At 64.4% G+C, this 16,810-nt stretch carries 14 protein-coding genes; 9 read left to right on the top strand and 5 right to left on the bottom strand.

Annotation, left to right across the window (positions count from 1 at the left end; all coding sequences use genetic code 11):
• Window positions 1–11: 11 nt before the first annotated feature.
• Both ACZ60G_RS10510 and ACZ60G_RS10505 read left to right on the top strand, forming a co-directional pair.
• Window positions 12–662 (top strand): SRPBCC family protein, encoded by a 651-nt coding sequence (locus tag ACZ60G_RS10510; protein WP_465809100.1) that lies wholly within the window; start codon window positions 12–14, stop codon window positions 660–662.
• Window positions 659–1,858, top strand: a complete 1,200-nt coding sequence (locus ACZ60G_RS10505; protein ID WP_465809099.1) for a vWA domain-containing protein — start codon at window positions 659–661, stop codon at window positions 1,856–1,858. The genes ACZ60G_RS10510 and ACZ60G_RS10505 overlap by 4 nt, the downstream gene beginning before the upstream one ends.
• A gap of 116 nt (window positions 1,859–1,974) precedes the next feature.
• On the opposite strand, the gene ACZ60G_RS10500 is transcribed toward ACZ60G_RS10505, so the two are convergent.
• From ACZ60G_RS10500 to yczE, 3 genes are all read right to left on the bottom strand, one after another.
• On the bottom strand, window positions 1,975–3,669 hold the full coding sequence (locus ACZ60G_RS10500; protein WP_465809097.1) for a GMC oxidoreductase: 1,695 nt from the start codon (window positions 3,667–3,669) through the stop codon (window positions 1,975–1,977).
• Window positions 3,670–3,673: 4 nt separating this feature from the next.
• Window positions 3,674–5,149: a flavin-containing monooxygenase gene (locus ACZ60G_RS10495; protein ID WP_465809095.1), complete on the bottom strand. Its 1,476-nt coding sequence runs from the start codon at window positions 5,147–5,149 to the stop codon at window positions 3,674–3,676.
• Window positions 5,150–5,374: 225 nt separating this feature from the next.
• Window positions 5,375–6,007: a membrane protein YczE gene (yczE, locus tag ACZ60G_RS10490; protein WP_465809093.1), complete on the bottom strand. Its 633-nt coding sequence runs from the start codon at window positions 6,005–6,007 to the stop codon at window positions 5,375–5,377.
• Between the two features lie 641 nt (window positions 6,008–6,648).
• On the opposite strand from yczE, the gene ACZ60G_RS10485 reads away from it, so the two are divergent.
• Both ACZ60G_RS10485 and katG read left to right on the top strand, forming a co-directional pair.
• Window positions 6,649–7,065: a Fur family transcriptional regulator gene (locus ACZ60G_RS10485; protein ID WP_397056192.1), complete on the top strand. Its 417-nt coding sequence runs from the start codon at window positions 6,649–6,651 to the stop codon at window positions 7,063–7,065.
• A gap of 39 nt (window positions 7,066–7,104) precedes the next feature.
• A complete protein-coding gene (gene katG / locus ACZ60G_RS10480) occupies window positions 7,105–9,339 on the top strand; it encodes a catalase/peroxidase HPI (RefSeq protein ID WP_465809092.1) in 2,235 nt (744 codons plus the stop codon).
• Window positions 9,340–9,420: 81 nt separating this feature from the next.
• On the opposite strand, the gene ACZ60G_RS10475 is transcribed toward katG, so the two are convergent.
• The gene (locus tag ACZ60G_RS10475) at window positions 9,421–9,972 is read right to left on the bottom strand and encodes a cysteine hydrolase family protein (protein ID WP_465809090.1); all 552 of its coding nucleotides are present in this window, start codon (window positions 9,970–9,972) and stop codon (window positions 9,421–9,423) included.
• Window positions 9,973–10,127: 155 nt separating this feature from the next.
• On the opposite strand from ACZ60G_RS10475, the gene ACZ60G_RS10470 reads away from it, so the two are divergent.
• The 3 genes from ACZ60G_RS10470 (at window position 10,128) to ACZ60G_RS10460 (ending at window position 13,593) form a co-directional block, all read left to right on the top strand.
• A complete protein-coding gene (locus tag ACZ60G_RS10470) occupies window positions 10,128–12,386 on the top strand; it encodes a serine/threonine-protein kinase (protein WP_465809088.1) in 2,259 nt (752 codons plus the stop codon).
• Between the two features lie 122 nt (window positions 12,387–12,508).
• Window positions 12,509–12,832: a DUF4913 domain-containing protein gene (locus tag ACZ60G_RS10465; protein ID WP_245721097.1), complete on the top strand. Its 324-nt coding sequence runs from the start codon at window positions 12,509–12,511 to the stop codon at window positions 12,830–12,832.
• A 44-nt stretch (window positions 12,833–12,876) separates the two neighbouring features.
• Window positions 12,877–13,593 (top strand): metal-dependent hydrolase, encoded by a 717-nt coding sequence (locus ACZ60G_RS10460; RefSeq protein ID WP_465809086.1) that lies wholly within the window; start codon window positions 12,877–12,879, stop codon window positions 13,591–13,593.
• A gap of 310 nt (window positions 13,594–13,903) precedes the next feature.
• Here ACZ60G_RS10460 and ACZ60G_RS10455 read toward each other — a convergent pair whose 3' ends face one another.
• Window positions 13,904–14,389, bottom strand: a complete 486-nt coding sequence (locus tag ACZ60G_RS10455) for a carboxymuconolactone decarboxylase family protein (protein ID WP_465809084.1) — start codon at window positions 14,387–14,389, stop codon at window positions 13,904–13,906.
• 170 nt (window positions 14,390–14,559) lie between these two features.
• On the opposite strand from ACZ60G_RS10455, the gene ACZ60G_RS10450 reads away from it, so the two are divergent.
• Both ACZ60G_RS10450 and ACZ60G_RS10445 read left to right on the top strand, forming a co-directional pair.
• Window positions 14,560–15,492, top strand: a complete 933-nt coding sequence (locus ACZ60G_RS10450) for an RNA polymerase sigma-70 factor (protein ID WP_465809082.1) — start codon at window positions 14,560–14,562, stop codon at window positions 15,490–15,492.
• Between the two features lie 295 nt (window positions 15,493–15,787).
• Window positions 15,788–16,792, top strand: a complete 1,005-nt coding sequence (locus ACZ60G_RS10445) for an SMP-30/gluconolactonase/LRE family protein (protein WP_465809080.1) — start codon at window positions 15,788–15,790, stop codon at window positions 16,790–16,792.
• Window positions 16,793–16,810: the final 18 nt, after the last annotated feature.

Here is a 16,810-nt window from a genome sequence, read left to right as displayed (position 1 = left end):
GGGATACTCCGATGAAGATCGCCAACGAATTCACCGTCAACGCACCCGTCGAGCAGGCATGGCAGGTGCTGACCGACCTCGAACAGGTGGTCCCGCTCATGCCCGGCGCACAGATGGTCGGCTGGGAGGGAGAGGACTTCCTCGGCAAACTGAAGGTCAAAGTCGGCCCGGTGACCAGCGAATTCACCGGGAAAGCGAATTTCGTCGAGCGCGACGAACACGACCATCGCGCCATCATCAACGGCAGCGGCCGGGATTCACGCGGATCCGGAAACGCGGCGGCGACCATCACCACGCAGCTGCGCGAAGACGGCGGCAAGACCCACGTCACCGTGGACACCGAACTCAAGATCGTCGGCAAGCTCGCCCAATTGGGCAGCGGGGTGCTGCAGCAGGTGTCCGAGAAATTGGTCGGTCAATTCGTGACATCTCTCGAAGCGAAACTCGCGGCGGGCGACACAACCGCCGCACAGACGGACGTCAGACCGGACAGCCTAGGGATGCGGCCGCAATCGGTCGCCCAACCCGAACCGGCACCACTGGACCTCGTCGATCTCGTCGGGCCCACGATGATCAAGAAGTATGCGCCCGCGATCGCGCTCGGGCTGGCGGCCGTGCTCGCAATCATCCTGGTACGCAGACGGATACGCGGGAAGCGATGACACGCGCGGTAATGCTGCGTGGCGTCGATCTGGCCGCATTCGCCGTCGCGGTGGTCGCACGGCTGCGCCGTGGCGGCGTCGCGGTCGCACCGAGCGGGCCCGCGCTGTTCGTGCAAGCCTTGCGCCGCATGCCACCGTGGTCGCGCACCGAGCTCTATTGGGCAGCGCGACTCACGCTCGTCGATCGTATGCAGGATCTCGCCGCCTTCGACGCGGTCTTCGCGACGGTGTTCGCCGACGCGGTGCTGGGTGTGGACCCGCCCAGCCGAACGCACGGATTGCCGACCGAACACATGTCGGCGCCGGGTACGGGCGGTCGGGGGCAGGGTCGGCAAGCGGGTGCGGTCCCTTGGGCGACACTGCAATCAGCGACCGGCGCCGACCGATCGACCGATCAGGACATGATGCTGCCGGACGTACTGCCGAGCAGGTTCGCGGCGCGAGCACAGGAACCGTTCGACCACTTCGATCCGGACGATCTACGCACGGTCGGTGCCTGGCTCGAGCAGGCATCGGCGCACTGGCCGCGGCGCCGCAGCAGGCGATATGAAAACCATCCACACGGCAAGCGGATCGACTTCCGGGCGACGATGCACAACTCCCGCCGCACCGGCTGGGAGTCGGCGGTCCTGGTCCGCACCCGTCCCCGTGGTCGCCCGCGCCGAATCGTCATGATCTGTGACGTCAGCCGCTCCATGCGGCCGTATTCGACGATCTACCTACACCTGATGCGAGCCGCGATGCAGCGCCGCACACCCGATCGACCCGAGGTGTTCGCCTTCTCCACCTCGCTGACCAGGCTGACCTCGGTGCTGGCGCACCGTTCCCCCGAGGTCGCGGTAGCCAGGGCCAACGACAAGGTGATCGACCGCTACGGCGGCACGCATATCGGACAGTGCCTCGGCACGCTGCTCGCCAATCCGTCCGGCAACGCGGTGCGCGGCGCCGTCGTCGTCATCGCATCGGACGGCTGGGACAGCGACACCCCCGAAGTCCTCGCCCGAGCGATGGCCCGGATCCGGCGCCGGGCTTGGCGCGTGATCTGGCTCAATCCCCGTGCCGGCGACTCCCGATTCCAGCCGACCACCGGTGCGATGGCGGCGGCCCTGCCGTACTGCGACATCATGATGCCCGCGCACACACTGGCGGGCATGCACGAATTCCTGCTAGCCCTGGCATCGGCGAATATCACCTGACACCCTGTCGACGCACACGCACCGGTGACACGGCGAAAGAAACAGCGATAGTCTTCCTGCGCGCCGCCGGGCCCGGCTTCAGCCCGGATTCATGCGCCAACGTGAACCCAAAGGCGTCAGACCGGAGTAATCGGCAACCGAAGCGCTCCCGGCGCCGATTCCGGCACCACCGGATTCTTCGGCACGATCGCATCGATCCGCCGATACGGCGCACCCAACGGCGGACGCTGATCGTTTTCACCCTTGTTCGGCCACAACGACATCGCGCGCTCGGCCTGCGCGGTGATGGTCAGCGACGGGTTCACCCCAAGATTCGCCGAGATCGTCGAACCGTCCACGATGTGCAGACCCTCGTAACCGTAGAGCCGCTGATACGGGTCGACCACGCCGGTATCGGGGGAGTCGCCGATCGCGCAGCCACCGATGAAGTGGCCGGTGATCGGGATATTGGCCATCTCGGTCCAGGAGCCCTGCGGAATGCCGTTGATCTTCTCGGCGACCCGCCGCGTGACCTCGTTCCCCTCCGGAATCCACGCCGGAGGCGCTTGTCCCACACCGGGTTTGGTGGTCATCCGCTTACCGAACAGACCGCGCTTGTTATAGGTGATGATCGAATTGTCGACGTTCTGCATGACCAGCAGCCCGATCATCCGCTCGGACCAGTGCGCCGGATTGTGCATGCGCAGCAGATCCCGCCGATACCGCACCATCTCCCGCAGCCCGAGCACCCAGCGCCGCTTACCCTCCTGCCCCTCCACCAGCACCGTCGTCAACAAACCCATGAAATTGCTGCCCTTGCCGTAACGCACCGGCTCCACATGGGTGTAGGAGTTCGGATGGATCGACGAGGTGATCGCCACACCCTTGGTGAAATCCGAATCCTTATCGCGTGTTCGCGCCGCCAGCACCGCCTCGGAATTCGTGCGCGCCAGATGCCCCAGGCGCAGCGAAATATTCGGCAGCACACCGCGATCCCGCAGATTGTGCAACAGCTGCTGGGTGCCGAGCGCGGCCGCGGAGAACACCACCTGATCGGCGGTGAAGGTCTGCTTCGCCTTGCGAACCCAGCGCCCGGTGCGCACGGTATCGACCGCATACCCGCCACCGGACAGTGGCCGCACCGACACCGCGGTCGTCAACGGATGCACGGTCGCCCCCGCCTGCTCCGCCAGATACAGATAGTTCTTCACCAGGGTGTTCTTCGCGCCATGCCGACACCCGGTCATGCACTCACCACAATGCGTACACGAACGCCGCTCGGGTCCGATACCACCGAAGAACGGATCCGCGACCGCAGCTCCGGGCCGAGTCTCCTTATCCGCGAACAACACTCCGACCGGCGTGCGACGGTAGGTATCGCCGATACCCATATCCTCGGCGACCTCCCGAAGCACCCGATCCGACGGCGTCGTCGCCGGATTGGTCGTCACCCCCAGCATGCGCTTGGCCTGGTCGTAATGCGGCGCCAGCTCGGACTTCCAATCGGTGATATGCGACCACTGCTTATCGCCGTAGAAGGTATCCGGCGCCTCGTACAGCGTGTTCGCGTACACCAGCGAACCGCCACCGACACCGGAACCGCTCATGATGAAGGTGTCGTTCAGCAGCGTCATCCGCTGAATACCGAAGCAGCCCAATTTCGGCGCCCACAGATATTCGCGCAGATGCCAGGAGTTCTCAGCGAATTCGTCATCGGCGAAGCGCCGCCCCGTCTCCAGGACACCGACCCGATAGCCCTTCTCGGTCAACCGCAGCGCGCTGACACTGCCACCGAAACCGGAACCGATCACCAGCACGTCATAGTGCGTCATGGGATTACCTTCCGGTGCGAACGAGCTCGTAGTCGCGGACATCGAAATGCGTCCGCTTGTCGTATTCACTCATCCGGCCCGGCCAGTTCGCTGTCACCCGACCGCTGGGCTCCCGGTACCAGCTGGTGCATTTGGTCCACACCGTATGTTCGAGCCGCCCCTGGATCTCCTCGTCGAACCGCGCCTCCACCTCAGGCTTCACCGAAAGATAACCACCGACCTCGCGCAGATGCTCGACCGCTTGGCGCAGATAGCGCGCCTGCCTTTCGTGCATGTAGATGATCGAACCCGCGCCGAGGTTGGTATTCGGCCCGTACATGATGAACATATTCGGGAAATGCGGCACGGTGAGGCCCTTGTAGGCGCGCGCACCGCCCGACCACACCTCGCGCAACTCCTTGCCACCGATCCCGCGAATCGTCATGGGCGCCAAGAACTCCGTGGCCTTGAATCCGGTGCAGTACACGATCACATCGACCTCGTACAGCGTGCCGTCCTCGGTGCACACACCGGTCGGCGTGATCTCGGCGATATGCGAGGTCTCGACGTGCACATTCGGCTGCGCCACCGCCGGGTAGTAGTTGCTCGCCATCAGCCCGCGCTTACAGCCCGCCTCGTAATCCGGCGTCATCTTCGCCAGCAGTTCCGGATCGGAGATCTGCGAGGCCCGATGCCGGTCCGCCCACCCGGAGATCACATCGGCGATGCGGCCATTGCCCTCCAGCCCCGAAGTCACCAACTCGTAGAACGAATACCAGCCGAACCGCTCCGCGCGCTGGATCAGCGGGAACTTCGTCACGATCGACAGCTTGTCCAGCGCATTGAGTTTCGGTGGCGCGTAATAGCTTTCGATTTTCGGAATGATCCACGGCGCCGACCGCTGGAACACCGTCAACTGCCCGACCTTCGGCTGAATCGCCGGAATGATCTGGATCGCGCTCGCGCCGGTGCCGACGATCGCGACCCGCTTACCGGACAGCTCGATGTCGTGCTCCCAGCGCGCCGAATGGAAGGCCTCGCCGGTGAACGAATCCGTGCCCGGAATGTTCGGCCACACCGGCCGCGACAGCTGACCCACCGCGGGCACGAAGACATCCGCCTCGAGCAGCTCACCCGCGCTCGTGCGCACCTGCCAGATGCCACGGTCGGCATCGAAGTCCGCCGAGTCGACCTCGACACCGAAACGCATGTGCTTGTCGAGGTCGTAGCGCCTGGCTACCTCACGCATGTAGCCGAGGATGTCGGGCTGCTCGGCAAAGCGCTTCGGCCAGTGCGCATTGGGGGCGAAGGAGAACGAGTACAGATCCGACGGTGCGTCACAGGCGGCGCCCGGGTATGTATTGTCCCGCCAGACCCCGCCGAGCCCGTCGGCCTTATCGACGATGGTGAACGCGTCGTGGCCGCGGCGCTTGAGTTCCAGCGCGGCCGCAAGGCCGCCGAATCCGGCACCGACGATGAGCACGGACGGAGTGCTAGTCATGTCGATAACTGTATGAACGGTGACACAGTTGCCGAGAGAGCGCTGCGGCCAGGAAATCAACATTTTCGGCCATCAAGCGACGTTTTATTCGTCACCGTGACGATTCACGGTGGGGTAGCGGAAAGGGGTGAAGGGGAGAGGTTCAGCGGGATCTTCTTGCTACCCAGAGCAATTCGGACACCGCTGCCGACGTCGAGGCGGCCGCACTGATTCGACCGACCGCGGTCAAGGCACCACCGGGACAACCTCGGGCTCAGCCTTCCGATCCACATGAAATCCCGGCAGATACCGATTCGCGAACGGAATCAGCACCTGAATCAACGGACCGATTCCGAATGCATAGACCACCGTGCCGATGCCGACGCTGCCACCCAATAGCCAGCCGGTCGTCAATACCGACACTTCGATCCCGGTACGCACCAATCGCACCGACCATCCAGTCCGGCGTACCAGTCCAGTCATCAGTCCATCTCGCGGCCCGGGACCCATACCAGCGCCGATGTACAGCACCGTAGCCACCGCATTCAAAACCACCGCGGCACCCATCGCACCGACCCGCACCGGCAGGACATCCCAGTCCGGCAACGTCCACAACCCGACATCGACCGAAACACCGATCACCACGACATTGCTCACCGTGCCGAGACCCGGCCACTGCCGCAACGGAATCCACGCCAACAACACCGCGACTCCGGTCAGCGCCGTCACCGCCCCGAAACTGATCGGCACATGCGCGGCCACCCCTTGATGAAACACATCCCACGGATCCAACCCGAGCCCAGCCCGAATCATCACCGCCATCGAAAACCCGTACAACCACAACCCGACATAAAGCGCCACCAGCCGCCGAACCAACATCACCCCAGCCTGCCGCCAACTGGACCCGCAAAACAGATCCAATCATCAAGCACTGGCCTCATAACCAGAAACCAATCCAACCCGGCATGGGCACCAGAGACCCTTTAAATCGTCACGGTGACGATTTAAAGGTCTCACTGGACCGCAGAGGGGAGTCGAACCCAAGCGGTCCAGATCCGAAACTTCGAGCGAATACGATATTTTCCGCCAAAACTGGGGATCAACCGAAATATTTACATCAACAGAATCAGACATCAAGGGGACACCGTGCGGACACAGCACACGATTCCGTGCGCAGAACGCCCGGTAGCCAGCCGGTCGCACAGCAAGCGAAGTCCGAAATGCCGTACCTGCCAACGTCATACAACACGAGCCGCCCACTTCCAGCCCCTCCGTTGTAACGCCGATAATCAACATTATGTCAAGTAGACGCCGTGACGGTCGCCGCTCACAGTTCATCCGCCGCTCCCCTCCCAATAACCACGACCTCGGACCGGCAGCGGATTGTGGGTTCATCAGGTGCGACACGTCCGTCGACCGGCGGAAGTTGTGGGATCGTCTCGAGATTTCGGAAAACCCTCCCGTCGAGACTTGAATGAGTCATACTCTTGAGTGTGTCCACGACTTCGGAATCCGAGCGCATGTTGCGCGGGGTGTCGCTGCGCGTTACGGCGCCGCGGGTTGCCGTGCTGACTGCCGTGCACGAGCATCCGCACTCCGATACGGACTCGATCCTCGGCCATGTGCGCGCGACGCTCGGTGCGGTATCCCATCAGGCGGTATACGACGTGCTGCGCGCATTGACGGCCGCCGGTCTGCTACGGCGCATCCAGCCAATGGGATCCGTCGCGCGCTACGAAACGCGAGTCGGCGATAACCATCACCATGTGGTGTGCCGCTCGTGCGGCGTCATCGCCGATGTCGACTGCGCCGTCGGTGAGGCGCCCTGCCTGACCGCATCACATGACAACGGATTCGTACTCGATGAGGCCGAGGTCATCTATTGGGGTCTGTGCCCCGACTGCTCGGCAGCTCAAATGTCCGGATCACACCCGTGATCACAGCCCGATTCACTCACTCCCCCGAAAGGAATTGCCGTGCCTGAGGAACATCCGCCCATCGGAGAGGCCAATACGGAACCCGCCGCCGGTGGTTGCCCCGTTACGTCCGGTCGCCTCAAGTCCCCAGCCGAGGGCGGAAGCAGCAACCGTGAATGGTGGCCGAACCAGCTCAACCTCCAGATCTTGCAGAAGAACCCGGCCGTAGCCAACCCGATGGACGCGGACTTCGATTATGCCGCGGAATTCAAAACCCTCGATCTGGCTGCGGTGAAGCAGGACATCACCGAGGTCATGACCACCTCGCAGGACTGGTGGCCCGCCGACTTCGGTCACTACGGACCGTTCTTCATCCGGATGGCCTGGCATGCCGCAGGCACCTACCGGATCAGCGACGGCCGCGGCGGAGCCGGTGCCGGTATGCAGCGCTTCGCCCCGCTCAACAGCTGGCCCGACAACGGAAACCTCGACAAGGCCCGACGGCTGCTGTGGCCGGTCAAGAAGAAGTACGGCAAGAAGCTCTCCTGGGCCGACCTCATGGTCTACGCGGGCAATGTCGCGCTCGAGGACATGGGCTTCCCGACCTTCGGTTTCGGTGGCGGCCGCGTCGACCAGTGGGAGCCCGAGGAGGACGTGTACTGGGGTCCGGAGCGGACCTGGCTCGGCGACGAGCGTTACACCGGCAGCCGGGATCTGGAAAACCCGTTGGCCGCAGTCCAAATGGGTCTGATCTACGTGAATCCGGAAGGGCCCAACGGCAATCCGGATCCGCTGGCCGCGGCCGTCGACATCCGTGAGACGTTCCGCCGCATGGCCATGAACGATATCGAGACGGCGGCGCTGATCGTCGGTGGTCACACCTTCGGCAAGACTCACGGCGCCGACGACGCCGGGCTCGTCGGTCCCGAGCCCGAGGCCGCCTCGCTCGAGGAACAGGGTCTCGGCTGGAAGAGCGCCTTCGGCACCGGTGTCGGCAAGGACGCGATCACCTCCGGCCTGGAGGGCACCTGGACGCCCACCCCGACCAAGTGGGACAACAGCTTCCTCGAAACCCTGTACGGGTACGAGTGGGAGCTGACCAAGAGCCCCGCCGGTGCGAACCAGTGGATCCCCAAGGACGGCGCGGGCGCCGGCACCGTGGTCGATGCCCACGACCCGTCGAAGTCGCACACCCCGGTCATGCTGACGACGGACCTCTCGATGCGGCTCGACCCGATCTATGAGCAGATCACCCGTCGCTGGCTCGAGCACCCCGAGGAGCTCACCGAGGAGTTCGGCAAGGCCTGGTACAAGCTGACCCACCGCGATATGGGCCCGAAGGTCCTCTACCTCGGGCCGGAGGTGCCGGAAGAGACGCTGCTCTGGCAGGATCCGGTCCCCGCGGTGTCGCACGACCTCATCGGGGCCGCCGATATCGCCGCACTCAAGAGTCAGATCCTGGCTTCGGGTCTGACTGTCGCACAGCTTGTTTCGACCACGTGGGCGGCTGCGGCGTCGTTCCGCGGCAGCGACAAGCGCGGTGGCGCCAACGGCGGACGCATCCGCCTGCAGCCGCAGGCCGGCTGGGAGGTCAACGAGCCCGACGAACTCGCCCAGGTGGTGCGCGTGCTCGAGGGCATCCAGGAGTCCTTCAACTCCGCCCAGACCGGCAACACCCGGGTGTCCTTCGCCGACCTCGTCGTGCTCGGCGGCGCCGCGGCGGTCGAGCAGGCAGCCAAGGCCGCCGGCTACGACGTCGAGGTGCCGTTCACCCCGGGTCGCACCGACGCCACCCAGGAACAGACCGATGTGGAGTCCTTCTCCGCGCTCGAGCCCACCGCGGACGGTTTCCGCAACTACCTCGGGAAGGGTAACCGACTCCCGGCCGAGTACCCGCTGATCGACCGGGCGAACCTGCTCACCCTCAGCGGCCCCGAGTTGACCGTCCTCATCGGTGGTCTGCGCGTCCTCGGCGCGAACTACAAGCAGTCGCCGTTGGGCGTATTCACCACGAACCCGGGATCGTTGACCAACGACTTCTTCGTGAACCTGCTCGATATGGGCACGAAGTGGGAGCCGTCGGCCGCCGATGACGGAACCTACGAGGGCAAGGACCGCGCCACCGGTGCGGTCAAGTGGACCGGCAGCCGCGCCGACCTGGTCTTCGGGTCGAACTCGCAGCTGCGCGCTCTCGCCGAGGTCTACGCGACCGACGACTCGAAGGAGAAGTTCGTCAACGACTTCATCGCCGCGTGGGTCAAGGTGTCGAACCTGGACCGGTTCGACCTGGTGTGATGAAGGAGGAATGACCGACCGCCAAGGACGGTCGTCCTCGTCCGGCACCCCCGCGAACTCCCATAGTTCGCGGGGGTGCCTTCATCCGAAGGTCACTTCCTTCGCCGCCACGACGGCCGCTGTGCGCGACGGCGCCGTCTGATACCGCCAGTACAGGTTCGTGTGGGCGATCACCTGCTCCGGCGATGGCGCACCCCATCGGCTCTTGTCGAAGGTCGTATGCCCGTCGCTGACGAGCGTCACGTCGTAGCCGCGGACGAAAGCACCATGGATGGTGGATCGGATGCAGGCATCGGTCTCCGCGCCGGTCACAACGAGACGTCCGACCCTCGCCTTCGCCAGTAGCTCCGCCAGCTCGGTGTCCTCGAACGAATCACCGAACTTCTTGTGCACCAACGATTCCGACTCCGCACGCACCAACTCCGGAACGTATTCCCACGCCGCGGTCCCCGGCACGAGCTCCTCGCTCGAGTGCTGCACCCAGATGATCGGAACACCGTCCTCGCGGGCCTTGTCGACGAGCGTGCCGATATTCGCCACGACGGCGTCACGCTGAAATGCATCCGCCACAACACCGTTCTGCACGTCGATCACTATCAAGGCGGTGTTCGGTCGATCCGACAGCGTGGTCATGTCTCCTCCTACTGGTCGAGCTACGCGTACCTCAACTCAACTACGAACCCGCCGCCCCGGCCAACCCCACGGGTGGCGAAGATCACCAGCGGACGACGATAATCGAATATTCTCGGTTCTGTCCGGGACACCAACCTCGATCGAGTGAGCCGACGATGAACATCCAGCTCGGCGCGGTACCACCGGAGCACGGTGGGGATCGCGCGATGGCTGCTCAGGCCGTATTGGCCAGGGCGGTCGCCGATTTCGCGGGTGAGTGGGAGGCCGCGGGCGAACCACCCGAGCTGACCCCGCACCTGCCCACCGAAACCGCACTGCGGCGGTCGGCGCTGATCGAGTTGATCAAGGTGGATCTGCATCACCGGTCGATCCGCAAGAAATCCGAAAAGCGCCTCGACGAGTACCTGACCGAATTTCCCGAACTCCACACCGCCCCACTGCCTCCGGACCTGATCTATGAGGAGATCACCGCGCGCCGCCAGTTCGATCGGGATCTGGATCTCACCGAATACGAGCAGCGGTATTCGCAGCAGATGGCGCGGATCGCCGACCGCCTCGATGGCGATCACTTCCGCACCACCGTCCTGACCGATCCGGCCGCGCTCGCAACGCTCGACTCCATCAAACCCGGTGCGACCGTTGACGATTTCGATATGTTGATCCTGCTCGGCCAGGGCGCGTTCGGCCGGGTCTTCCTGGCGCGGCAGCGCTCGATGCAGCGGCTCGTCGCGGTCAAGATCTCCCATGATCGCGGCAGTGAAGGCCAGACGCTGGCCCGGCTCGATCACGAGAACATCGTGCGGGTCTTCGATCAACGCCGGATCGCCGATCAGCACTTGAAATTGATGTACATGCAGTACGTTCCGGGCGGCACCCTGCTCGGCGTACTACGGCTGCTGCGCCGCACCGGCGTCGAAGCCAAGACCGGTCGACTACTGCTCGACGCCGTCGACCAGGCGGCCGCCAGCGGCGGGGTGCTGGAACCGCAACCATCCCCCACCCGCACCGAGGTCGCACGGCTGAGCTGGCCGGAAACCGTTGCGTGGCTGGGCAGTCGACTCGCCTCCGCATTGGACTACGCAAACCACGCCGGGGTGCTGCACCGCGATATCAAACCCGCCAACGTACTGCTCACGGTCGACGGGCAACCCAAACTCGCCGACTTCAATATCAGCTTCAGCCGCCACATCCCCGGCGCCAGCCCCGCCGCCTACTTCGGCGGCTCACTGGCCTACATGTCCCCCGAACAGCTCGAGGCCTGCCATCCGACCATGTCGACCACCGCCGCCGACCTCGACACCCGCAGCGACCTGTACGCACTCGCGGTCGTGCTGTGGGAACTGCTCACCGGCCGACTCCCCTTCGACGACGAACGCAGTGCGGGCGAATCCGATACCTCACTGGAACGGATGATCGAACTGCGCCGCCAGCCGGTCCCCGACCGCTTCGCCGCCGATATCCCGCCGGACTGCCCACCGGTACTGCAGCATGCCCTGCTCACCTGCCTGTCCCCCGATCCCGCCGACCGCTTCGCCACCGGCGCCGAGCTCGCCAGCCAGCTGGATCTCACCCTGGACCGCACCGCCCGCGATCTCGTCGACCCGCCGGCGCGCAGTATCCGCGCCAAACTGCGGATGCGGCCGATGCCGGTGGTGACGCTGTCCAGCATGCTGGGGCAATTCCTCGGCGTTCTCTATCTTTCCGCGCACAACACGCGCCTGCTCGACGCGCAACTCACCGCAGAGGCCAGCGCCCAACTCCAACGCCTCGCAACGCTGCTCGGCGCGATCGGCTACCCGCTCGGCATTCTCGCGCTGCTGTATTGGTGCCGTCTGGTGTTCCTGGTTCCCGACGGACTGCGGCGCGGTAAGCATTACGACGAACAGACCCTCGCGCAGGCGCGCGCCGACACCCTCGCATGTGGCGACCGCATCGCGGTGGTCGGGTTCGCCGGGTGGGCGCTATCGCTGGTGATCTTCCTGACCCAGCTGCATTACACCTCGGACCTGTCCACCGGCTTCACCATCAACCTCATCGCATCCCGTCTGGTCGCGGCCGCGGTCGCGGTGGTGTACTCCTACTTCCCTGTCACCTTCTTCGTACTGCGCTGGTACTACCCGGGTTTGCTCGGCACCGCACAGACCTCCCCCGATGACGCCATCCGATTGCGGCGGCTCGCCCGACGCAGCCGGATCTATCTCGGCATCGCTGCCTCCGTACCCCTCATCGGAGTGGCGGGCGGTCTGTTCTACCTGGACGCGGCACAGCAGCAGACAGTAATCGGTCCCATCGTGATCCTGTGCGTGGTCAGCCTTTTCGCATTCGTCGGCGCACTGCGCGTGTTCTACGCACTGGAATCGGATCTGCACGCCCTCGATCGCATTGTGAACCCGCGTTCTCGGCGCTCCGCATAGCTATTCCAAAGGTTTCCCAAAGGACCTCAGCAGATTTCGTGACTACTCTCGAAGCTGTTTGGAATGCCACTGTCCTCGGGGGCGCCATGAAAGAGCAGCGCACACAGGTCTACGGATCGGTCGTGGAGTTCGTCGAGAACTACCTCGCCCAGGTCTATCGGCGCAAAGTGGCCGACAACGGTCTGGCCTGGTGCCCGGAGTGGTGGCGGCACACCGAGGCCGTCGCGCGGCTGGAGGCGCTCTGGCAATCCTGGGAACTCTATCGCCTCAACGCCGAATTGGGTCTGTCGCTCTGGTTTCTGGACCATGCCGACAGCCATATGAACGTGCTGTTCGACCCCAACGGACCGTTCGCCGGCTGTTCCATGCACAATGGGCACACCGATCGCGTCTGGCCACTTTCGGTGAAATCCCCTCCCCCCGATACGTTTTCACCGGCCGGTTAGTCTCGTTTGTTTGAAATGGGTTGTGGTCAACTAACGTTCATGTAGTGCTAGGACATTCACATGCGACCAGCGGCGCTTTCGCCTGGTCGGTGGCAGCGGCCACGCTGCCCATCTCGGCGTTGGTCTATCCGGTATTGCCAACTGGCGACGCGCATCTCGGTGCCGTCGAGGTATTGCTCGGTACCTTCCTGACAGCGGGGGCCGCGCTGCTGCCCGATGCGGACCATCCGAACGGCACCATCGCGCATGTGCTCGGTCCGATCTCCTATCACCTGTGCCGCTTGATTTCCTGGATCTCCGGTGGACATCGGCACGCCACACACTCGTTCGCCTTCGTGATCGCCGTCGCCTACGGGACCTGGGCGGGTGAGCATTGGCTCGGAAGATATTTCACACTCGGTTTGGTGTTCTTCCTGCTCGCACTGGCGGTGCGGGCACTGCATCTGTGCCCCTCCGGCGAGGGCATCGAGGCGTGGGGCACGGTCGTAATCCTCGCCGCGGCAGGGACGTTCGTGATGGATCACTGGATCACCGATAAACCGGCGTGGTTGCCGTTCGCTGTCGGACTCGGGGCGCTGGCCCACCTCGCCGGTGATTGCCTCACCGATAAGGGGTGCCGACTGTTCTGGCCGTTCCCGCTCCGTACCTGCGTGCCGGTGATCGAACGGACCGGGAACAAGGTCGAAACCTGGATTCTGTCACCGGTTTTCACGCTGGCCACACTTGCTGTGCTCTGGCACGTCTTCTCGGTCAATCCCTAGGACCAGTGGCTGCGCCCGCCGAAGCATCATCGGCGGGCGCAGCCACTAGAGGCCACCCTGGTCTGTGCGGTCTTTTGAGTTTGTTCGGATTTGGTGAGTGTGAGTTGGAAAGCCATATAGTTTGATACGCATATCTATATAGTCAGATGTATTATAAGTGCGCTGAAGATCGCAGTTCCACCGGATACGTTGCTCGTGAACCGATCTCAGTCCCCGCCGCGTCATCCTTGGGGGCGCTGCTGCACGTCCAAGCCCTTCCCCATCCGCGGATCCCGGCCCGAACGATCCTGGGCCGGAATCCGCGTACAGATCAGTTCGCCACGCTCTCGAACGTGCCGGGCACGTACGAGCCGCCCTTGGTTTGTGTAATCACCAGGAGCCGGTTGGAGGCGTTGATCATGGCGACCAGGTAGACAAGCGCGGCGATCTGGTCGTCGTCGTAGTGCTTACGCACCTGAGCCCAGGTCTCGTCGGACACACCATGATTCGCGTCGGCGAGTCGGGTGCCCTCCTCCGCGAACGCCAGCGCGGCCTGCTCGGCCTCGCTGAACACGGTGGCCTCGCGCCAAGCCGCGACCAGGTTGATCCGAACCGCGGGTTCGCCGGCTGCCGCCAGCTCTTTGGTGTGAGCGTCGACGCAGTAACCGCAGCCGTTGATCTGGCTGGCGCGCAACTCCACCAGCTCCACCGTGGACTTCGGCAGCGACGACTGCATGATCGCCAGGCTCGTGTTCGCGAACCGCTTGCCGATCTTGGCGCCGAGTTCGTTGTCGTTCAGGTTGAATCGGGGTTCCATGACTTCGGTCCTCACTCGTGGTGTTGATTCGAACGACCATGAGACGGCGGCGCCCCGATTCACATAACAGCAGTTCGATGTGACGCACACCACCACTGCCCCGCTGTTATGAAACGGCAGGATCGGACGTCTGATGGGTGACACATTCGAGAGTGAACAAGGAGCCGCCCATGCCCGGCATGTCGCAGACCACGCCCGCCGACCACGGCGAAAGCAACAGCGACCGTCCGGACCGCGCGACGAAAGCCTTCGTCGCACACCGCAACTTGCTGTTCACCGTCGCCTACGAAATGCTCGGCTCGGCCGCCGACGCCGAAGACGTCCTCCAGGAAACCTGGCTGCGCTGGGCAGGCGTCGACCTCGACACCGTGCAGGACCACCGCGCCTATCTGGTCCGAATCGCCACCCGCCAGTCACTCGACCGGCTGCGCACGCTCGGGCGCCGCAAGGAGTCCTACGTCGGCCCCTGGTTGCCCGAACCGCTGCTGACCGCACCCGACGTCGCCGAGGACATCGAGCTGGCCGACAGCGTCTCGATGGCGATGCTGTTGGTATTGGAGACCCTCACACCCGTCGAGCGGGCAGTGTTCGTGCTGCGCGAGGTGTTCGATCTGGAGTACGACGAGATCGCCGAAGCAGTCGACAAGAGCCTGGCGGCGGTCCGCCAGCTCGCGTACCGGGCCCGATCACACGTCGCCGCGCGCCGACCACGCGAGGTGGTCTCCGCGGCCGAAACCCGAGACGCGCTCGCGGCATTCCAGCGAGCCGTCGAAACCGGCGAATTACAGAGCCTGCTCGACATTCTCGCGCCGGATGTCGTCTTCCTCGGCGACGGCGGCGGACTCGCACAGGCCGCGCTGGTGCCCATCGTCGGGGCCGACGCGGTAGCCGGCTTCCTCGCCGCCGCGCTCGGTAACCTCACCACCCGGTCGGCCCAGCCTGCCTTCGTCAACGGCCACCCGGCGCTGATCTTGCGACTCGACGGCGAGATCGATGCCGTCGTAGCGGCGCGCATCGACGACGGCCTCATTACCGGGATCTACTCCGTGCGCAATCCCCAGAAACTGTCGCGTTTGCAGCACGCGACCGCCTTGCACCGCTGACGCGCCAGGGAAGCACCCACGCCCGAAACCCCGGAGTCGAGCTCCCCACTCCCCATGCGTGCGCACACCACTCGGTATCGGGTACCTCCTTGTCCTCTACTCCGACTCGCCCCCCTTCGTTACTCGAACGGAGCCCTCGTGCTCGTCTGTGCTGCGTTCGGCGGAGCCGGACGGATGTTGTTGTCTGCTCCATCCAAAGGTGAGCACACATGTTTAGATGCGCATATCTACGTATGAACATGTTGCAGTTGTCGGTTTCCAGCAGCTGGTCGTCGGCATCGGGATAAGGTGAGCCATGGTCGCCGGATCGACAATGCAGCCGCGGCGCTGGACGCCACCGCCTGCCCCGCCCCGGGCTCGCGAAACGCGTAGTGCCACACCACTTCCCCAGATCACGCGATTGGAACTGCCCGCTGCGGCACCCGAGGATGTGGTGCGCACCGCCGAGGGGCGAATCATTGCGGGAGTCGATGACGGTTCGGTCTACAGCATCGATCCCGCGGACGGCACGGTGAGCCTGCTGGCGAATACCGGCGGCCGTCCGCTCGGTATGCATGCCGACGCCGATGGGTCGCTGCTGATCTGCGATTTCCATCGCGGACTGCTGCGGCTGGACAGTGCGGGCGAGATCGAGGTGCTCGTGGACGAGGTCGACGGCGAACCACTCCCCTTCGCCAGCAATGTGGTTCGCGCCGCGGACGGCACCATTTACTTTTCCTCGTCGTCGCGTCGCTATCCGCTGGACGAGTGGATGGGCGACCTGCTGGAGCATTCCGGCACCGGCCGCCTGTTCCGCCTCGATCCGTCCGGCAAGCTCGAAACCCTCATCGACGGACTGCAATTCGCCAATGGCGTGGTCCTCTCCCCCGACGGCGCCAGCGTGCTCGTCGCGGAGACCGGCGCCTACCGGGTGACCCGCTACTGGCTCACCGGACCGAAAGCGGGCACCTACGACCGCCTGATCGAGAACCTGCCCGGCTTCCCGGACAATATGGCTCTCGGCAGCGACGGCCTGGTGTGGATCACCCTGCCGTCACCACGAAATCCATTGCTGGACCGCCTACTTCCCCTGCCCGGTATTCTGCGCCGGATCGTGTGGGCGCTACCGGAATGGGTACAGCCCAAACCGCCGCGCACTACCTGGGTGATGGCCGTCGACTTCGACGGCAAGGTCGTGCACGACCTACAGGCCGACGGCACCGACTATGCGATGGTCACCGGAGTCGTCGAATACGACGGCACCCTCTACCTCGGCAGTCTCACCGAAACGGCGGTCGGAGTCAGCCACATACCGTCCTAGGTCGGTGCGCCGACACGA

The sequence above is a fragment of the Nocardia sp. NPDC102475 genome (assembly GCF_055584605.1).
The sequence above is the reverse complement of the archived record's forward strand: the minus strand, read 5'-3'. Positions and strand labels throughout refer to the sequence as shown.